The organism is Streptomyces verrucosisporus, assembly GCF_017114865.1.
Lineage (GTDB): Bacteria > Actinomycetota > Actinomycetes > Streptomycetales > Streptomycetaceae > Streptomyces > Streptomyces fenghuangensis.
Window position 1 is genome coordinate 39,257 of record NZ_JADEYH010000005.1, and the last position, 19,246, is coordinate 58,502.

Annotated in this window: 15 protein-coding genes; 1 reads left to right on the top strand and 14 read right to left on the bottom strand. The window is 76.1% G+C overall.

Annotated elements, in window-relative coordinates; genetic code table 11:
- Positions 1-345: 345 nt before the first annotated feature.
- From IQ279_RS08615 to IQ279_RS08660, 11 genes are all read right to left on the bottom strand, one after another.
- Complete coding sequence (locus tag IQ279_RS08615; protein ID WP_206347761.1) at positions 346-2,100, bottom strand: ABC transporter ATP-binding protein; 1,755 nt, start codon at positions 2,098-2,100, stop codon at positions 346-348.
- A complete protein-coding gene (locus tag IQ279_RS08620) occupies positions 2,097-3,863 on the bottom strand; it encodes an ABC transporter ATP-binding protein/permease (protein WP_206347762.1) in 1,767 nt (588 codons plus the stop codon). Before IQ279_RS08620 ends, IQ279_RS08615 begins: the two co-directional genes overlap by 4 nt.
- Positions 3,860-4,990 carry a nitroreductase family protein gene (locus IQ279_RS08625; RefSeq protein WP_206347763.1) on the bottom strand — a complete coding sequence of 377 codons (1,131 nt, stop codon included), beginning with the start codon at positions 4,988-4,990 and terminating at the stop codon, positions 3,860-3,862. The genes IQ279_RS08620 and IQ279_RS08625 overlap by 4 nt, the downstream gene beginning before the upstream one ends.
- A gap of 10 nt (positions 4,991-5,000) precedes the next feature.
- Complete coding sequence (locus tag IQ279_RS08630; protein ID WP_206347764.1) at positions 5,001-6,380, bottom strand: YcaO-like family protein; 1,380 nt, start codon at positions 6,378-6,380, stop codon at positions 5,001-5,003.
- On the bottom strand, positions 6,377-7,894 hold the full coding sequence (locus tag IQ279_RS08635) for a CocE/NonD family hydrolase (protein WP_206347765.1): 1,518 nt from the start codon (positions 7,892-7,894) through the stop codon (positions 6,377-6,379). The genes IQ279_RS08630 and IQ279_RS08635 overlap by 4 nt, the downstream gene beginning before the upstream one ends.
- The gene (locus tag IQ279_RS08640) at positions 7,891-8,778 is read right to left on the bottom strand and encodes a hypothetical protein (protein ID WP_206347766.1); all 888 of its coding nucleotides are present in this window, start codon (positions 8,776-8,778) and stop codon (positions 7,891-7,893) included. The genes IQ279_RS08635 and IQ279_RS08640 overlap by 4 nt, the downstream gene beginning before the upstream one ends.
- A gap of 139 nt (positions 8,779-8,917) precedes the next feature.
- Positions 8,918-9,031, bottom strand: a complete 114-nt coding sequence (gene amiA / locus IQ279_RS27865; protein WP_240958231.1) for a streptamidine family RiPP — start codon at positions 9,029-9,031, stop codon at positions 8,918-8,920.
- 56 nt (positions 9,032-9,087) lie between these two features.
- Positions 9,088-9,897 (bottom strand): ABC transporter ATP-binding protein, encoded by an 810-nt coding sequence (locus tag IQ279_RS08645; RefSeq protein WP_206347915.1) that lies wholly within the window; start codon positions 9,895-9,897, stop codon positions 9,088-9,090.
- 85 nt (positions 9,898-9,982) lie between these two features.
- Positions 9,983-10,990: a FecCD family ABC transporter permease gene (locus tag IQ279_RS08650; protein ID WP_206347767.1), complete on the bottom strand. Its 1,008-nt coding sequence runs from the start codon at positions 10,988-10,990 to the stop codon at positions 9,983-9,985.
- On the bottom strand, positions 10,987-12,012 hold the full coding sequence (locus tag IQ279_RS08655) for a FecCD family ABC transporter permease (protein ID WP_206347916.1): 1,026 nt from the start codon (positions 12,010-12,012) through the stop codon (positions 10,987-10,989). The genes IQ279_RS08650 and IQ279_RS08655 overlap by 4 nt, the downstream gene beginning before the upstream one ends.
- 149 nt (positions 12,013-12,161) lie before the next feature.
- Positions 12,162-13,139, bottom strand: a complete 978-nt coding sequence (locus IQ279_RS08660) for an ABC transporter substrate-binding protein (protein WP_206347768.1) — start codon at positions 13,137-13,139, stop codon at positions 12,162-12,164.
- 90 nt (positions 13,140-13,229) lie between these two features.
- Here IQ279_RS08660 and IQ279_RS08665 point away from each other — a divergent pair, with 90 nt between their 5' ends.
- Complete coding sequence (locus IQ279_RS08665) at positions 13,230-14,438, top strand: YncE family protein (RefSeq protein WP_206347769.1); 1,209 nt, start codon at positions 13,230-13,232, stop codon at positions 14,436-14,438.
- Positions 14,439-14,507: 69 nt separating this feature from the next.
- On the opposite strand, the gene IQ279_RS08670 is transcribed toward IQ279_RS08665, so the two are convergent.
- From IQ279_RS08670 to ectA, 3 genes are all read right to left on the bottom strand, one after another.
- Entirely contained in the window at positions 14,508-16,658 is a 2,151-nt protein-coding gene (locus tag IQ279_RS08670) for a SpoIIE family protein phosphatase (RefSeq protein ID WP_307792271.1), read from the bottom strand.
- A 309-nt stretch (positions 16,659-16,967) separates the two neighbouring features.
- Positions 16,968-18,236, bottom strand: coding sequence for a diaminobutyrate--2-oxoglutarate transaminase (gene ectB, locus IQ279_RS08675; protein ID WP_206347771.1), 1,269 nt, complete (start codon positions 18,234-18,236; stop codon positions 16,968-16,970).
- 80 nt (positions 18,237-18,316) lie between these two features.
- Complete coding sequence (gene ectA / locus IQ279_RS08680) at positions 18,317-18,826, bottom strand: diaminobutyrate acetyltransferase (RefSeq protein ID WP_206347772.1); 510 nt, start codon at positions 18,824-18,826, stop codon at positions 18,317-18,319.
- Positions 18,827-19,246: the final 420 nt, after the last annotated feature.

Below are 19,246 nucleotides of genomic sequence, written 5' to 3' on the forward strand. Positions count from 1 at the left end.
GACAGCCGTACCGGGCGGAGGCGGCCCGGGCAGGGGCCCAGGTCCTGTCCGGCAAATCCCGCCTGCTTAGCGGCGTCGGGTACGCACTCCCCCCGGCCTCCGGCCGGGGGGAGTGCCCATGCCGTGTCGGCCGAAAGTCCGGGCAGGACAACTGCATGCGGCTTCCAACCGCTCTGCGGTCGCGTCCCCTCGGCCCCGCGGGCCCGGGGAGGCCCCGGCACCTGAAGGCCGGGGGGCCTCGCCACCGGGCAGACCCTGATCGACGCGGCACCAGGGGCCCGGAGACGACGTGCCGCCCCCACCGGGCCCCGGTGGGGGCGGCACGTCGCGGAACCCGCGGAGTCCTCAGGGCGCGGTGGCGGCGAGGCTGCGGTTGAGGGCGCTGTCCGGGCGTGCGGTGAGTTCCTCCCAGGTGCCCTCCTCCGCGATGCGTCCGTCTTCGAGGACGGCGATGCGGCCGGCCCGGCGGATGGTGGCGCGGCGGTGCGCGATGACGATCGTGGTGCGGCCCTCCTCCTGGAGAGCGGCGGCGAGCCGGGCCTCTCCGTCGTTGTCCAGATGGGCGGTGGACTCGTCGAGCACCAGGACCCTGGGCCGGGTCAGGAGCGCGCGGGCCAGGGCGATACGGGCGCGCTGGCCGCCCGACAGGGTGGCGCCCCGTTCGCCGACCGGGGTGTCCATCGGGGCGATCCGGTCCACTCCGCACAGCCGTGCCGTCTCGGCGAGCAGGCCGTCGTCCGCACCGGGTGCGGCCAGCCGCAGGTTCTCGGCGAGGGTGCCGTGGAAGAGCGGCGTCTCCTGGCCCACCAGTGCGACGGCGCGCCGGAGTTCGGCGTCGTCCACCTCCCGTATGTCGACCGGGTCGCCGTCGGCGGGTATCAGCTGCACCTCTCCCTGGGACGGATCCCAGAACCGGGCCAGCAGATGGGCGCAGGTCGACTTGCCGGCCCCCGAGGCGCCGACCAGCGCGAGGGTCCGCCCGGGAGGGACGGTCAGTTCGACGCCGTCCAGCACCGGTTTGCCGCCGTAGTCGAAGCTCACCCGGTGCAGGCGGACGCCCAGCGGGCCCGGGGGCAGCAGGCGGGGCGCGGCGGGCGGCGGGGCGAGGGCGGGGGCGCCCGCCGCCGCGCCGACCCGGGCGGCCGCCGCGCGCAGCGCCACGGCCTGGCTCAGCGTCCTGGCCGACTCCGCGACGGGCCCCAGGATCGACAGGGCCAGTGCCATGGCCGCCGGGGCCCACGCGCCGTGCAGCCGGCCGGAGGTCACCGACTGCGCGGCCGCGGCGACCACGCCGAGGACCGCCACCACGATGAGGAGGTCGCGGACCGCCGCGGCCACGGCCTCCCGGGTGGCCTCGGCGCGCTGGGCCTCGCCCACCTGCCGTCCCCTGTCGGCCAGCAGGCGGCGGCGCTCGGCCAGGGCGCCGAAGGCGAGCAGTTCGCGCAGCCCGTCGACGGTCTCCACGGTGTCGGCCGACAGCCGCGCGGCGGCCGCCCGGGTGCGGCCCCCGCGTGCCGCGCGTTCGCGCGCGTCGGCGAAGGGCGCGGCGGCCAGCAGCACCGCGACCGGCAGCACGGCCGCCGGCAGCCACGGGTCCACCGCGGCGAGGACCGCCGTGCCGCCTGTGAGGACCGTTCCCGCCGCCAGGAGCTGGGCGGTGGTGTGGGCGTAGAAGAACTCCAGCGCCTCCACGTCCGCCATGGCGGTGGCGGCGAGGTCTCCGCTGCGCCGGCCGGCGACGCGGGCGGGGGCGCTGCGGGCGAGCCCGTCGAAGACCCTCACGCGCAGTGCGGCCAGCACCCGGTAGGCCAGGTCGTGGGAGAGGTCCATCTCGCGCCAGGTCGCCAGGGCGCGCACCAGGACGAGGGCGGCGAGCGCGGTGACGGTGGCGGCCGAGGGGGCGCGTCCTTCTATGACGGCCGCCCCCACGGTGTGCGCGGCCAGGGTCAGCAGCGCGACGAGGGAGCCCTGTTCGACGAGCGCGGCGGCGCAGGTGCGCGCCGCCATGGCGCGGTGCCCGGCGAGGGCGGGGAGCAGGGCGCGCAGCGATCCCCGCGCGGGCGCGTCCGCCCCGTCGGCGGTGTCGGTCGCGGTGCTCATGCGGCGACTCCTCCCCGGTGGGCGCGGCCGGCCTCGACCAGCCGCGCGTAGACGCCCCCGGCCTCGGCCAGGCCGGCGTGCTCGCCGACGGCGTCCACCCGCCCCCGGTCGAGGACGACGATGCGGTCGGCGTGCCGGACGGCCGAGAGCCGGTGGGCGACCACCAGGACGGTCCGGCCGCTCGCGGCGTTCACCAGTTCGCGGACGATCTCCGTCTCCCGGCGTTCGTCGACCGAGCTGGTGGCCTCGTCGAGGACGAGCACCGGGGCGTCGGCCAGCAGGGCCCGTGCCAGCGCCAGCCGCTGGCGCTGGCCGCCGGACAGGGTGGCGCCGCGCTCGCCGAGGACGGTGGCGTAGCCGTCGGGGAGGGCGGTGATCTCGTCGTGGACGCCGGCGGCGCGCGCCGCGTCCGCCAGTTCGCCGTCCGTGGCGTCCGGCCGGGCCAGGCGCAGGTTGGCGGCGATGGTGTCGTGGAAGAGGTAGGTCTCCTGGGAGACCACGGCGATGCCCTGCCTCAGCGAGTCCAGCGCGTATGCGGTCGTGGGGGTCCCGTCGAGGGTGATCCGGCCCGCCTGCGGGTCGTGGTGGCGCAGGAGCAGCGCCAGGAGCGTGGACTTGCCTGCGCCGGAGGGGCCCACGATCGCGGTGGTCCGTCCGGCCCGCGCGGTGAAGGAGACACCGCGCAGAACGGGTTCCTTCGCACCATCGAAGGTGAACTCGACGTTCTCGAAGCACAGTTCGGGCGGTCCCGGCCAGTGCGCGGGCGCCGTTGCGGTGTCGCGGACGGCCGGCTCGGCGGTGCGCAGCGCCGCGATCCCGTCCGCGGCCGACGCCCCCAGGTATCCGGCGTGCCACTCGCGGGCCAGGTCCCGCACCGGCCGGAAGCACTCGGAGGCCAGCAGCAGCGCCAGATAGGTGCCGGTGGCCGCGGTGGATCCGGTGGCGGCCGACCAGCAGGCCAGGAGCGCGGCGGCCGCGGTGCCGCCCTGGACGGCGAGGTCGGTGATGCCGGTGTCGGCCAGGGAGACCCGCAGTTTGGCGACCGTCGCCCGGTGCAGTGCCGCCGAGCGCTCCTCCAGGCGTTCGCGGGTGCGGCCGACCGCGCCGGCGGCGCGCAGGGCGGGCATGCCCTGGAGGGCTTCCAGGTAGTCGGCGCCCAGTCCTTCGTAGGTGTCCCAGTGCTCCCTGCCGCGTCTGGCAAGCAGCCGGTCCCAGGCGCGCGGCCCGCACAGGGCGAGCAGCAGGGCGGGGACGAGGCCGAGGAGCGCCACCGGTTCCACGGCGGCCAGGACGGCGAGCACCAGGGGCGGCACGGTGAGGGTGACCAGGAGCTGGGGCAGGTAGCGGGAGACGTAGGCGTCGACGCCCTCCACCCCGTCGACGAGGGTGGTGCGCACCGCCCCGGCGCGCGCCGGGGCTCCCCCGGAGCGGGGGCCGGCCGAGGCCAGGTGCGCGGGCCCCAGCCGGCCGAGGCGGCACAGGAGTTCGTCCCGCAGGGCCACCCTCGCCCGGGCTCCGGCGCGGGTGGCGGTGCGCCGCTGCCGTACGGCGAGCCCGGCGCGGACGGCGACGACGGCGAGGACGGCGGCCAGCAGCCACGGAAGTCTGCCGGTCTGCCCGCGGGCCAGGTCGGCGAGCGCGACGGCCAGCAGCGCGGCCTGCGCCAGGTGGGTGAGGGTGACGGCGCCCTGCAGGAGGGTGGCCGCCAGCAGGGGGCGCCGTGCGCGCAGCGCGGCACGGCGCAGTTCGGGGTGGACGATCACGTGGTGTTCTCCTCGTCGGCGTGGCGGGTGCCGAGGGCCAGTGCGTGGACGATCCAGTCCCGGCCGGGCGTGCCGCCGAGGGCGGCGCCGAGGTCCGCCTGCTGCCAGGAGCCGACGGGCCGGGCGGCCAGTCCGTGGCGCAGGGCGGCCAGCTGGGCCAGGTGGACGGCGAATCCGGCCCGCAGATGGGTGCGGCGGATGTGCGGGGCGTCGGCGTCGGCTGGGCAGCCGTGGGCGAGCAGGACGGCGCCGGCGCCGGCGATCCACGCCTGGCCCGCGGCCCAGGCCGCCAGTGTGGGGCGGGCCTCTCCGGCGGCGTACCGGCGCACCTCCGTGCCGTCGGCGTCCGGCTCGACCAGGCCGGGGTCCGGTGATCCGACGGCGGCGCACCAGCGCAGCTCTCCGCCTCCCGCCCGTGCGGCGGCGGCCAGGACGGCCCGCAGCGCCTTGGGGGGCGGGGCACCCGTCAGCGGCGGCGGGGCGCTGCGGCGGGCCCGCAGTTCGGCGGTGGCGGGTGCGTCCCGCGGCGGCGGTGTGCCGCCGGGCGGGGGGATGCGCACCGCGGCGAGCGGGTTTCCGGCGAGTCCGTCCAGGCGGGCCTCGGGCTCTCCCATGCCCAGCGCGCGGGCGGCGAGGAACAGCGCCGCGGCGGCGTGCCCGGTGTCCAGCAGCAGCAGCGGCCAGGCCCGGTGGCCGTAGTGGGAGACCGTGCGCCGGGCGGTGACGGACAGGTGGGCGGTCACGCCCGGCCGGGTGCCGCCGGGGAGCCGGCCGAGGCGGTGCACGCGGTGGCGCAGCGGGTCGTAGCCGTAGCGGCCGGGCGGCAGGGAGCAGCCGGTTCCCACGGCCAGTTCGGCGTCCACCGGGTGCAACGCGCCGGCGGAGGGCGCCGGCCGCAGGCGCCCGGAGCCGTCCGAGGCCATCAGGGACAGGCGCAGTACGGCGTCCAGGTCGACCTCCCCCGGGGCCGCGTCCGGGACGGGCAGCGACGGCCCGGGCCAGGCCCGGACGGCGGGGCCGGCGGGCGCGGCCGGGCCCGGGGGACCGGGGGACCGGGCGAGCGCGAGGGCGGCGGCGAGGTCCACCGGGTGGTCGCCATGGGCGTGTTCCTCGAAGGTGTGTTCCATGGGGCGACCCTCACATGTGGGGCGGGGGCGCCAGGGTGAAGTCCTCCGGCCCGGCGGGGGCGGTCGTACGCCAGCCCCGCCCGACGGCGGCATCGGCCAGGCGCGGGCAGCCGAAGTACCCGAAGGCGGCCGGGGCGTTGGGCAGGAGCCCGGAGACCAGGACGCGGGCGACGCGCAGCGGGGTCTCGGCCACGTCCTCGGTGGTGAGGTCGAACGTCATGACGCGGTGGCCGCGTTCGCGCAGCACGCGCTCCAGCCTCTCCCGGCTGCCGGGCTCGACCGCGTCCACGGGCACGGTCCCGAGCGCGGGTTCGGTGAAGCGCCGGGCCTGGGGCGCCATCCGTTCGTCCAGCCACACCTGTACGTGCGCCCCCAGGTCCCGTACGTGCTCGAACTCCTCGCCGCAGACATCGAGGTAGCGGCCGTCGGCGCGGTGGTCCAGGTAGAGCCCGCGGGCGAGCAGACCGGCCTCGACGGCCTGGAACACCCAGCCGCCGGGGTCGGTCAGGCCCTGGGTGAAGACCCAGGTGTGCACGGCCTCCAGCACCGCCTTGCGGGCGGCCTCGGCCGGGTCGTACTTGCAGGCGAACCCGGCCGCGTACAGGCCGAGGCGGGGGTCGTGGACGAGCGCGGCCACGCAGGGGGCGAACTCCGAGGGCATCTCGACGAGGTGGAGGTCGAGCGCGGATCCGGCGAGGTCGCCGGTGAGGCCGGGCACGCTGGCCGGATCGATGCCGCGCGTCGGCCCGTCGAGGTGCCACCACAGCTCCAGGGCATCGCGTTCGACGATCTCCAGCAGGCCGCGTTCGGCCGCGTCGTCCAGGCCCTGGCCGGTGGCGATGCCCGCGTAGTTGAGGTGGTGGGTGCGGGGCAGCGAGCGCAATCCGCCCTGGCGCCAGTTGAGGTGGGTGAGCGCGACGGGCGCCCAGACCTCGGCGGTCGTGCCGTCGGGCAGGCGCTCGGCGCCACGCGTCCACAGGGCCGGGGTGTCGTCGGTGAGAGGGCGGTAGGGGAACCCCTCCCGGGCGTACTGCCAGGGCGCGTAGGCCGGCAGGTCGCCCGGTCCGTACAGCCGCAGCCCCTTGCCGGCCAGTTCGGCGGCGGTGGCGTGCAGCGGGGCGTCCGGGTGGCCGGGCGGCGGTACGCGGTTGCCGCAGTAACGTTCCACCCCCTCGGCCACCGCTGCGAGGTGGGCCTGTTCGGGGTCGCCGAAGGTGGTGCCCAGGGAGACCCGGTCGGCGGGCCACAGGCCGAGTCTGCGCGCGTCGGATATCTCGGCCGTGAACGCGGTGTAGCGGGGCGGCGCGCCCGCGGGGTGCTCGACGGGCTTGACCTTGCGGACGATGCCGCAGACGGGGTCGACCAGGGCCTGGAGCGGCAGCGCGGTCATCGCAGGATCTCCTCGGCGGGTTCGGTGGTGGTGGGGCGGGAGGGCAGTACGTGCAGCGTCAGCGCCACGCCGCCGGAGCCGATCTCCCGGCGTGAGGCGAGCAGCCGATCGGCGGTCATCGGGTCGTCCCCGGTGTGCGGGTTGCGGGCGTGGGCCGGGAAGTGGTGTCCGGCGATCTCCAGGCGCAGCCGGGTGCCCGCCCGCAGCCGGCGCGCGAGCCGGCCCAGATCGATGGTGAACTCGGCTTCCCGGCCGGGTGGTTCCTCGCGCCGGACGATGCCGGTGGCCAGCGGCTCGGCCCTCCCGTCCGGGGTGAGGGCGACGAGCCGGGCGGCCCAGTCGGCGGACGGGGTGTCGGCCGCGGCCCGCAGCCGTACCCGCGCGGGGCCGACCGCGTCGAGCGGGCGGGGCAGCGGCGCGGTGGCCAGCAGGCACCGGTCGGGCGTTCCGGCCGTGGGGACGGCGAGGTCGTCGGAGCGGACGGGGCGTCCGGGGTCGGCGGTGAAGGCGCGGCCGTGCAGGAGCCGCAGCCGCTGGGCGCGCGGCTCGCCCTCGGTGCCGGCGGGCAGCCACCGGTCGGCGCCGGCCAGCGCCAGCGCGCCGCGGTGTCCGGGGGCGAGCTCGCCGGCGAGGGCGCGGTGGGCCCAGCCGGCGTACAGCTCGCCGAGGTTCACCCGGTGGGCGGGGCCGGCGCCGGGGCCGGGCGCGGCGGTCAGTCCGTGCCCCCAGGGGCCCGTCAGCAGCCGCGCCGAGGGGCCGCCCCAGGCGCGCCACAGGGCGTCGGTGTCCTCGGCGAAGGGGTCGTGGAGGCCGCCCACCGCGAGCAGGGGCACCGCCGCGTGCGCCGCCCGCGACACCGGGCGGCCCCGGTCGCGGTGGCGCCACAGCCCCGCCCAGGAGGGCAGGTCGCGGCCCAGCCGCTGAGGCAGGCCGGTCAGCGGCAGGTGGCCGAGCAGGCCGGGGTCGGCGGCGAGGGCCGCCTCCAGGGCCCTCTCGTCGGAGTCGCTCCGGTCGCCGTGGGCGGCCCACCATCCGGCACGGGCCAGCAGCCGCTCCACGCCGGAGGGTTCGCGCGCGGTCTCGGCGGCGCCGAGGGCGGGTACGGCGGCCAGGACCGCGTCGGGCCGGGCGTCCCCGGGCGCGTCGAGGGCGAGGACGAGCGCGCAGTGGGCGGCGTAGGAGGCACCGGCCGCCACCAGCCGGCCGTCGCTCCAGGGCTGCCGCCGGATCCAGCGGGTGGTCGCCGCCCCGTCGGCGGTCTCGTTCTCGTACGGCCTCCAGTGCCCGGGCGAGGCGAACCGGCCGCGTACGTCCTGGACGACGGCGGCGAATCCGCGTCGGGCCCAGCCTCTCGCCTCGGCCCGGTGGCGCAGGCGGTCGTAGGGGGTGCGCAGGAGGACGGCCGGGAAGGGGCCGCGGTCCGCGGGGAGGCGGACGTCGGTGGCCAGTCCCCCGACGGTGACCGGTTCCCGCTCGATGACCGGCTCCCCGCCGGTGGCGCCGGACGGCGTCATCCGTCCCGCCCCTGCGCCGGGGAGGCCTCCTGCTCCCGGGCGGTCCCCGGCATCGGTGCGACCGCGGGCACGGGGAGGACGGGGTGCTCGGTGACCGTCAGGGTGCGCAGGTCCACGCGCCTGAGCCGGCGCCGCGCGGGCAGGCCGGCCTCCTCGGGGAGGCCCGCGGCCCACCGCAGCAGGTCGTCGGCGAGCAGTGCCGCGAGCAGGCCGGCCGCGGGAGGGGTGAGCCCGGCCGGGGCGCCGCAGGCGCGGGGTCCCCTCCAGTAGGCGGCCAGTTCCCGGTGGGCGGGGGTGGCGGCGAGCCGGCGGGCCCTGACGTGGGCCGAGGTGACGTCCCCGGGAGCGGCGGCGAGCGGCTCGACGTACGCCTGCCGCCCCTCGCGGTGGCAGCGCAGCCAGGCGACGCCGTGCGCGGGCAGCCGGTCCGCGGCGTCCCACAGTCCGCCGGGCACGGGGCCGTCCAGGCACCACACGACGGCGGCGGGGTCGTCGTGGAGCAGATCGTCCAGGCCGCCCGGCGACGCGCCGGGAGCGGTGGCCCGGGCGGTGCGCGGCCGTGCGCCCAGGGCGGTCAGCTGTGCGGCGAGCGGTTCGGTGAGCACCGGGTCGCCCAGCAGGCGGACGTTTCGGCGGGCGGCGGTCCACCGCGGCCGCGGCGGACCGTCCGTCAGATAGCCGGCGTCCTCGAACGCCCTGACAATGCGGCGCTGTTCGGCGTCCGCCGGTTCTCCGGCGGCGCCGGACAGGAGACGGAGCAGGGCTTCCTCGTCGGCGCCCCGTGTCCGGACGCCGAGGAACTCCCCCTCGGCGGTGCGGACGGCGAGACCCCGCCCGGGTACGGCGACGACCTCGACACCGGGTGCGAGCTGACTGCGGGACACGGCGGTCCTCCTGTAAGCGGGGTCGGCGGGGAGCCGGCGGTGGACTGGGCGGCGGGGCGGGCGACGGAGCCCGGGACGGGCGTGGGCCCGCCCGGATGGCGCCGGGCGGACCCACGTTCGAGAGCGGCTGGGCCCTCGCTTACTCCTCGGTGTCCTCGAAGGGGTTCTCGACGAGGGCGTTGGAGTGGGAGGCCGAGTCGTGGGCCAGCTGGCCCGGGTCGGCGATCGGCGTGAAGACCTGCTCGTTGTCCATGAACTCTCCTTGTTCGCAAGGGGATACGGCGTTCGGACGAGCGCCGCACTCACACCCTAGTGAATACGATTTTCATATTCCATACCTGGGAGAGGGTGATCTGGGTAACACACCGGCCAGCCGCCCTCGGGGTCCCGGCCGACCCGGCCGGCCACCCTCAGCACATCCGCCAGCAGCCCCGGCGTGACCACGTCCTTCGGCGCCCCGTCGGCCGCCACCCGGCCGTCCCGCAGCGCGACGATCCGCTCGGCGAACCGGGCCGCGTGGGCCAGGTCGTGCAGCACCATCACCACGGTGAGCCCGCGCTCCTCGCGCAGCCGGACCACCGTCCGCAGCACGTCGAGCTGGTGGTGCAGATCCAGATAGGTGGTCGGCTCGTCCAGCAGCAGGACGCGGGTGTCCTGGGCCAGCGCCATCGCCAGCCGCACCCGCTGCCGCTCGCCCCCCGACAGGGCGTCGACGTCGCGGTCGGCCCACCGCTCCACGCCCACGTCCCGCAGCGCCCGGTGCACGACGGGGTCGTCGCCCTCGCGCAGCATGCCCAGCGGGCCGCGGGCCGCGTACCGCCCCTGGCGCACCAGATGACGCACCGTCATCCCCGGTACCGCGGGCGCGGACTGGTGCAGCAGCGCCACCCTCCGGGCCGTGGCGCGCCGGGACAGCCGGGCCAGGTCGTCCCCGCCCAGCAGTACGCGCCCCTCGTCCGGCCGCAGCAGCCCGGCGGCCAGCCGCAGCAGGGTCGACTTGCCGCAGCCGTTGAGCCCGACGAGAGCGGTCAGCTCGCCCGGCCGGACGGTCATGTCGACCCCCCGCAGCACGGGCCGCTCCGGATATCCGAAGCGGACCCCCTCGATACGGATCCCCACGGACTCGGTGTCGGTATCGGGGCCGGCGCCGGTGTCGGTGTCGGTGTCGGTGTCGGTGTCGGTCAACGGGCTTTCTCCCTCGACTTCAGAACGTACGGTCCGGCGTGCGGCGCACGACGGCCAGCAGCAGCACGGCGCCCAGGCAGGCGGTGAGCGCCCCGACCGGCAGCGTGAGCCCTCCGGTCTCCAGCGCCGCCGCCAGCAGCCGCGAGGAGAGCTGCGCCACCGCGTCCGCACCGCACACCACGACCGCGCCCACCACGGCGGCGCCGGGAAGGCCCACCCGCAGGTCGGCACCGAAGAGGGCCACGGCCAGATGCGGTACGAGCAGACCGACGAAGCCCAGCGCCCCGACGGCGGCCACCGCGCCCGCGGTCAGCGCCACCGCGCACAGCAGGGCCAGGGTCCGCGCCCGCCGGGCGGGGAGGCCCGCGGCCAGGGCGGTCTCGTCCCCGCAGCGCAGCAGGGTCAGCGGTCCGGCCAGCAGCCAGGCGGCCGTCCCCCACAGCAGCGCCCACGGCCACAGCAGGTGCCAGTGCTGCCAAACCCGGCCCTCCGTGGTGCCCACCAGCCACTGCACGACGCTGCCGAGCTCGCCCGGCTCCACCAGGAGCACCATGGCGGTGAGCCCGCCGAGCACCGCGGAGACCAGCACCCCGTGCACGGCGGTGGCCGCGGGGTCGCCGCGGCCGCGGCCGGCCAGCAGCCACAGCAGCGCCGCTCCGGTGCATCCGCCCGCGCACGCGGCCAGGACGACGGCCAGCGGGGAGTCCCACCCGGCCAGCCCCAGGGCGGTGGCGGTGACGGCCCCGAGCACCGCTCCCGGCGTCACACCCGTCACCTCGGGCCCGGCCAGGGGGTTGCGCAGCGCGGACTGCAGGACCAGTCCCGCCACGGCCAGGCTCGCGCCCGCGCCGAGGGCCACCAGCAGCCTGGGCAGGCGCAGCTGCAGCAGGATGTGGCGCTCGGTCGCGTCACCGCCGCCGCCGAGCACGTCCCATGCCGTGGCCGGGGACATGCCGCGCCCGGCCACCAGTTCCAGCGCGGCGCACACCGCGGCCAGTGCCGTGAGCACCGCGAACCTCCGGCTCACCGCGCGCCCTCCGCTCCGGCGACTCCGGCCGCTTCGGCCGCTTCGGCCGCTTCGGCCGCTTCGGTCCTCCTGCGCCGGGAACGGCCGCGACCACCCGACCGCGTCAGGACGATTCCGGCCGGCACCCCCAGCAGGGCGGTCCAGGCGCCGACCGGCGTCTCCACGGGCGCCAGCGCCAGCCGGGCCGGCACATCGGCGACGGCGACGACGACGGCGCCCCACGCGGCGGACCAGGGCAGCCGGCGCACCGCCCCGGCCCCGGGGGTGAACCACCGGGCCAGGTGCGGCGCGAGGAAGCCCACCCAGGCCACGGGCCCGCACACGGCCGTCACGGGCGCGATCAGCACCACGGCCACGGCCAGCGCGGCCAGCCGCGCCCGGTGGGCGCGCACGCCCAGCGCCTCGGCGTCCTCGTCGCCCAGCCGCATCACCGAGAGCACCGGCGCGCACAGCACGAGGGCGGGTGCGACGACGAGCAGCCAGGGCCACAGGCCCGCGACGTCGTCCCAGGTCCGGGCGGACAGGGAGCCGAGCAGATAACGGTAGATGAGCTGGAGGTCGAGCTGGTCGGCCATGACCATCAGGACGAGCAGCGCGGCCTGCAGCGCGGCCGCGACCGCCGCGCCGGTCAGCAGCACCGCGGACGGGCTTCGGCCCAGCCCGGCCGCGAGCAGTGTGAGCCCGCCGCCGAGCGCGGCGCCACCGATGGCCAGCAGGGGCTGGACTGCGGCGGGCAGGGACAGTGCCAGCACCAGGGGCGCGGCCACCCCCAGCGCGGCGCCTGAGGAGACGCCCAGCATCTCCGGCACGGCCAGGGGGTTGCGCAGCGCCTCCTGGAGCACGAGCCCCGCCGCCCCCAGACAGGCGCCGGCGACGAGCGCAAGCACCAGGCGGGGCACGCGCAGCTCGGTGACGACGATCCCGGCGAGCGTGGCCTCGCCCTCCAGCACCGCGCCGGCGAGCCGGTGCGGCGGGACGTGGGGGGTGCCCAGGCTCAGCGCGCAGACCGACGAGACGGCCAGCAGTACGGCCACCAGGACCGGTTGCCGCCACCGTGCCCGGTACGAGGCGCGCCGGCCCTTCGCCGCCGCGCCTCCCGCCCCGGTGTCCTCCACCCCGGTTTCCGCCGCCGCGTTCTCATCCGCCCCAGTGGGCGCGGGGACGGGCGCCCTCACCGCAGCGCGGCCGTGGCCTCGTCGAGGACAATGCCCAGCGAGCGGGTGCCGCGGCCCTTGGCCCACACCTCCGGGTCCACTTCGTGGACATCACCGTTGCGCACCGCCGGGATCTTGCCCCACAAAGGGTTGTCCGACAGCTTCTCCGAGAGCCTGCCGTCCGCGTCGCCGAAGCTCATCGTCTCGACGAACAGCACGTCGACACCCTCGGCGAGGATCTCCTCCAGGCTGTAACTTCCCTCCACACCACGGGACTTCCACGGGTATTCGGCGATCTTGGGGAACAGGCTGGCGGCCACGTCGGTCTCCGGGGTGGCGACGCCGAAGTTCTCGTCGCTGCCGTAGATGACGAGCGCGGTCTTGTCGCTCGGGTTCTTCTCGGCCTCGGCGAGCTTGGTGCGGAAGGCCTTCTCGGCCTTCTCCCCCTCGTCGGTGCGGCCGGTGAGCGCGGCGACGTCGCGCAGATAGCCGACGCTGTCCTGCCAGGTCTCGGGCTGCATGGCCCAGAAGGTGGTGGCGCCCTTCAGCGCGGGGGCGAGCTTGCCGTGGGTGTCCCCCAGGCCGATCACGAGGTCGGGCTTGTGGGAGAGGATCGCCTCCACCTCCGGGGCTATGAAACCGCCGGGTATGACGTCGACCTCCTTCGCCTTCTCCTCACCCAGGAAGTCGGGGTGGGCCAGCAGCGCGCTGTTGGTGGCCGCGGGGACGATGCCCAGTTCGGTCAGGATGTCGTCGCAGAGGGCGAACAGGCAGACGATACGCTCCGGTTCACCGTCCAGGGAGATCCTGGTGCCGTTGACGTCGGTCAACTCGCTTGCGGCCTGGATGGGTTCGACGGTGACCTCGGTCCTCGCCCCGGGTTCGGCCCTGCCGTCCGCCGGCTCGCCGGACGGCGAGCCGCAGCCGGTCAGGACGGAACCCAGCACCGCTGCGGCGATCCAGCCACGGACGGATCTCGACGGTGAACGCAGCATTGACGCCCTCGTTTCTTCTCGGGGAGAGCCGGAACACGCCGAAGATACATGATAATCGTTTTCACGATGTCGGCCTTTCGGAGGAACCCCATGTCCAGCACCGCTCCCCTGCTGCTCGTCTCCGACCACGTGGACGGCTCCCTGTACGTCCTGACCGTGCCGGACGGCACCGTCACACACCGCCTGACAGGGCGGCACCTCTCGGAGCACGCCGGGTTCCTGGCGCTGCCAGGAGGGCGGGCGGCCTGCGTCGACGACCGCCGGGGAGAGTTGCTGGTGCTCGACCCCTTCGGCGACGAACTGGTGGAACTCACCGTCCCGGTCGCCGTGCCGGCCGAGCACCTCGCCTGCGACCCGTCCGGCCGCCGACTGGCCGTCACCACCGGTCTGGGGAAGAACACCGAGCCGTGGTCGGATCTGCTGACGGTCGTCGACCTGGCCACCGAAGAGGCCTCCCGGGTGCGCACCCGGGCCGGTGAACCGGGTGTGACGATGCCGGGCGGCGGCGATCCGCTGGTCGTGCTGCGGCACCGGGAGCCCGGGGCGCTGGCCGTCCACCGGTTCGCGGACCTCCTCGCGGCGCCTCCCGGCTGCCCTCCGGCCGCCCCCGGATCGCTCCTGCCCCTGCCGGACGACGGGCACGGGGACGCGTACGCGCCCGGCTCGGGGCACGTGTTCGCGGCCACGGGCGAGGGAGTGCACCGGGCCCGGAGGGCGGGCGACGCGCTCACGGCCGAGGCGGTGATTCCGTGGGAGTCGCCCGCTCGGGGCTGGTACCTGCGGCTCGATACCCGCCGGCAGTCGCTGTGGAGCACACTGCGCGGCGGCGCGCCGGACCCGCTGAGGTGGCCGGAGTGGACCAATCAGGCGTGGTGGCACGACCTGGGGACGGGCCGCACCCGTCTCGCGGATCTCGGCCCCGGCCTGGTCTTCCGCCTGGCCCTCGCCCGGCGCCACGCGGCCTTCACCCGCATCCACCCCGACGGTGACGAGCTGGTCCTCCTGGACGCGGACGGCCCGGACAGCGCCGTACGCCGCCTCCCCCTGGCCGCCATGGACGGCGCTCCGCGCCGCGGCGGCACCCCCTGGGAGGGCGTCCAGCGCAGGGCGGTGGCCGCCTCGCCCGGCTCCGACTGGGTCGCCGTCACCCGCGGCGGCCACGGCGAGGTGCACATCGTCGACGCGGAGACGGGCCGCGAGGCGGCCCGCCCGCGACTGGACACACCGCTGCACCACGGTGGCCACATGATGCTGCGTACGCCGGACGACGGCGCCGAGGGCGACCCCGTGGGCCGCTGACCCGGGTGTACGGGGCGGGGCGGGATCGCCGTCTCCGCCTCCGCCGCGCCCCGGCCGTCCGGGCCGCGCTCAGTCCTCGCCGTCCTCGCCGTCCCCACCGTCCTCGCCGAACACCGTCCGCAGCAGGAACAGGGCGATGTCGTCGGTGCGCTGCCGGGTTGGGCGGACCCCGCGGATGACGGCGTCGACGAGGCGCTCCAGATCCCCGTCGGGAGCACCGGCCAGATGGCGGGCGAGCCCGGCGGTGGCCTCGTCGGGGTCGACGCCCGGGGTCTCGACGAGACCGTCGGTGTAGAGGGCCAGGACGGCGCCGGCCGGCAGGAGTGTGTCGAAGACCTGGTAGTCGGCGTCCGGCTCGACGCCCAGCAGCAGGCCGGGCGGGACGTCCAGGGGGCGGGTGCGGCCGTCGGGCTCGCGCAGGAGCGGGGAGGGGTGGCCGGCACTGGCGATGCCCGCGCACCGCCGGGCCAGATCGAGGTGGACGTAGAGGCAGCTGGTGAACAGTCCGGGGTCGAGATCGGTCAGGAGCCGGTTGGTGCGCGCGAGCACCTGGTCCGGGGGGACGCCGGCGGTGGCGTGGGCGTGGATGGCGGTGCGGACCTGTCCCATGAGCGCGGCGGCGGCGACGTTGTGCCCCTGGACGTCGCCGATGACGGCGGCCGCGGTGCTGTCGCTGAGGCGGATGAGGTCGTAGAAGTCGCCGCCGATCTCCATGCCCCGGGTGGCCGGAAGGTAGCGGGCGGCCACCCGCAGCCCGGGGACGGCGGGCAGGGTGTGGGGCAGCAGCGCCTGCTGGAGGCCGTGGGCGATCTGGTGCTTGGCGTCGTACAGACGCGCCCGGTCCAGCGCCTGGGCGATGAGTCCGGCCAGGGAGGTGAGCACCGCGCGCTCCTCGGCGGTGAACTCGTGGGGCCGGTCGTAGGACAGGGTGCAGCAGCCCACGGGCCGTCCCGAGATGCCCAGCGGCAGATACGCCCACGCCTGCTTGTCGGTCGTCCGCGGCAGGCCGGGGTACTCGCGCTCCATCTCCTGCGGGGAGGAGTAGAAGAGCGGCGTGGCCTCGGCGAGCACCCGCCCGGCCGGGGTGAGGGAGGTGTCCAACGACACGCCCTCGAGCCGTTCGATGGCCGCCGCGGAGTAGCCGCGGTGGCCGACGATGCGCAGCCGGCCCTCCTCCAGGGCGGACAGGATCACCCCCTTGGCGTCGAAGGCGGGCATGACCTGGTCGGCGATGAGGTCGACCACGTCCCGGACCCCGACGGTCTCGGTCAGGGCCGCGGCCAGGTGCATCAGCTGGTAGAGCTGTCCGGCCCTGGCCTTGGCGGCCCTCCCGGTCCACTCGCCGCGGACCGGTGCGGGGCGGGGGCCGGTGCCCGCGGGCTCGATGCGTACGCTGATGCCGCTGGCGTCCGGGTAGAGCCGGAAGTCGAGCCACCGGCCGGGCGGCCGGTGCACGGTGTAGGAGACCGGCTCGCGGCTGACGATCGCGGCCCGGTAGCGGTCCTCGTAGACCGGATCGTCCAGCCAGGGCAGCGAGTGCCAGGGGCGGGTGCCCAGCAGTTCGGCGGCGCTGCGGCCCAGCAGTTCGGCGGCGCCCGAGGTGACGAAGGTGAGCCGGCCTTCCAGGTCCAGCGCGCAGCAGCCGCCGGGCAGGCGCTCGGCGAAGTCCTCGGCGGCCAGCGCCGACTGCGACCTGCCGGCGCGTACGGTGCCGGCGCTGAGCAACCGCGGTCGGTCCGGGGGACCGACCGGCCGTCCCGCGTCGTCCTCCTCCAGCAGCCGTGCCAGCCGCCGGCAGCCGGAGAGGATGTTGTCGCGCCGCCTCGGAGTGATCCGCGGCGAGTGGGTGCCGGGCCACAGCAGCAGCAGCGCGCCCTGGGCGCGGTCCGCGCCGACGGGGACGGCGGCCAGTGCGAAGTGGTAGGGCAGCGCCACCGCCGTGCGCGGGTAGAGCCGGGCCATGTCCTCCTGACTCCCCACCCACACCAGGCGGTCCTCGCGGACCGCGTCGGCCACCGGGACGGGTGTGGCCAGGGCGACCCTCGCCCATGGCTCGACGAAGTCGAGCGGCGCCCCGAACATCAGCGCGAGGCGCAGCACGTCCTCCTCCGGGGCCAGCAGGTACAGGGCGCCGACGGACGCGCCTGCGCCGCGCACCACCTCCAGGAACTCCGTCTCCAGCCGGTCCTGTCCGACCGGCGTGTCATCGGCCCCGGCCACCATGCGCTCCCCTCAGGCCCCGCGCGGGGGCCAGGCCGCGGGGCGGGCCTCCGGCCGCTCCGCCGGCGGTGCCGCACGGCGTGCGGCACCGGTGTGCCGCCCCCGTCCGTCCCGGTGGCGGCACACCGCGGCAGGCATGCCGGATATATCCCATACAAGAAGACTATGACGCTTCCGGAACGGCGGCGCGCTGTCGCCGGGGCTACGGGGCGGGGCGTGGGACCGCCCTCCCGCCGAGTGGCCGGGAAGACGGCCTCACGCCCCACCCGGGAGCCCGGGCGTACGGCGTACCGCGTGCGGTCGGGCCGGTCAGTCGGTCTCGTCGACGGCGCGGGCCAGGGTGCGCAGGCCCTCGTCCAGTTCGTCCGGGGTCGCGGTGAGCGGCGGGAGCAGCTTGACGACCTCGCTCTCGGGGCCGGAGGTCTCCACCAGCAGTCCCAGCTCGAAGGCGCGGGCACACACCCGGGCGGCGCGCCCGGCGTCGGTGAAGGTCAGCCCCCAGGCCAGGCCGCGGCCCCGGTATCCGGCCCCGCTCCGGCGGTGCTCGCGGGCGATCTCGTCCAGGGCTGCCCCGACCTGCTCGCCGCGGGCGAGCGTCTGCTTCTCCGTCCCGCTGTCGGCCCAGTAGGTGTCCAGGGCCGCGGTGGCGGTGACGAAGGCGGGGTTGTTGCCGCGGAAGGTGCCGTTGTGCTCGCCGGGCTCCCACACGTCCAGCTCGGGCCGGAACAGAGTCAGCGCCATCGGCATCCCGTAGCCGCTGATGGACTTCGACAACGTGATGACGTCGGGGACGATGCCGGCCTCCTCGAAGGAGAAGAAGCCGCCGGTGCGGCCGCAGCCCATCTGGATGTCGTCGACGATCAGCAGCATGTCCCAGCGGCGGCACAGACCGGCCAGGGCGCGCAGCCACTCGGCGCGGGCGACGTTGACGCCGCCCTCGCCCTGGACCGTCTCGACGATCACGGCGGCCGGGCGGCTCAGGCCGGAGCCGCGGTCCTCCAGCAGCCGCTCGAACCACAGGAAGTCCTCGACCTTGCCGTCCAGGTAGTTGTCGAACGGCATGGGCATGCCGTGGACCAGGGGGACGCCGGCGCCGGCGCGCTTGAAGGCGTTGCCGGTCACCGCCAGCGCCCCGAGCGACATGCCGTGGAAGGCGTTGGTGAAGGACACCACCGTCTCCCGCCTCTTGACCTTGCGGACCAGTTTCAGGGCCGCCTCGACGGCGTTGGCACCGGTCGGGCCGGGGAACATCACCTTGTGGTCCAGGCCGCGCGGCCGCAGGACGAGGTCGCGGAAGGTCTCCAGGAAGTCCCGCTTGGCCGTGGTGGACATGTCCAGGCCATGGGTGACGCCGTCGCGCTCCAGGTAGTCCAGCAGGGCGCGTTTGAGGACCGGGGGGTTGTGGCCGTAGTTGAGTGCGCCCGCCCCGGCGAAGAAGTCCAGGTACACATGGCCGTCCTCGTCCTGGAGGCGGCAGCCGTGCGCGTGCTCGAAGACCCTCGGCCAGCCCCGGCAGTAGCTGCGCACCTGGGACTCCAGGGTGTCGAAGACGGAGGTCTCGGCTTCGGTGATGGTCATGGTGGTGTACTCCTCGGTGGATGTGGTGCCGGACGGGCGGCACGCCGTCCGCCCGCGGCGGGTCCGGCCCGGGCGGCGGATCAGGACCGGGAGGCGCGGGGCAGCGGCCCGATGCGGTACAGCACCTCGGGACCGTGGCCGTCGGGGAAGAGTTCCGCGCCGAACAGCGCCTCGCGCTCCAGCGCCGCGCCGTGCCGCCGGGCGAAGAGCGTGAACAGCCGGTCGGAGGCGGTGTTCCCCGGCGCGACGGTGGCCTCCAGATGCCGTACCCCCCGCGGGGCCGACCGGGCGGCCAGGTGATCCAGCATGGCGCCGGCCAGACCGCGTCCGCGGTGCTCCTCGTCCACCGCGATCTGCCAGACGACCAGCGCGCCGGGCCGCTCCGGACGCAGATAGCCGGTGACGAAACCGACGGGCGCACCGCTCTCGCCGCGCGCCACCGCGGAAGTCCGGGAGAAGTCCCGGAACCACAGCAGGTAGCTGTAGGAGGAGTTGAGGTCGAGCACGCGGGAGTCGCGGGCGATGCGCCACACGGCGGCACCGTCCTCGACGCCGGGCGCCTCTATCAGGGGTTCCGTCTGCGTCGCCATGGCTTCACCTCCACCGCGGTCGGCCTCCGGTCTCCCGGTGGCTTTCGCCGAACGGGTCCGGCCGACAGGAGCCCGGGACTGCCGGGCGCGGATTTCGCGGAGTAGTCAGCTGCGTTGTCGGACGGTCTTTCCGGGGCGCGGGGCAACTGGCCGGACCGTCGGCCCTGTTCGGCGGGCTTCCCACGCTTGTCGGCACCCATCGAAAGCTACTCCGGTGACTTCCGGGCGGCTACCGCAGGATTTCCCGCCTTTTCCCACACGGCGCCGGACGGGCCGGGAAAACACCGGAAAGGTCTGTCCGCCCCATCCCGAAGCTCAGCCCAAAGCTCACCCGAACGGCGGAACGCTCGGTGCCACGGCGCGGACTTTCCGGACTCGGGCGCCCTCCGGGGGGGCCGCACCCGCTTTCGCGCCGTGAAA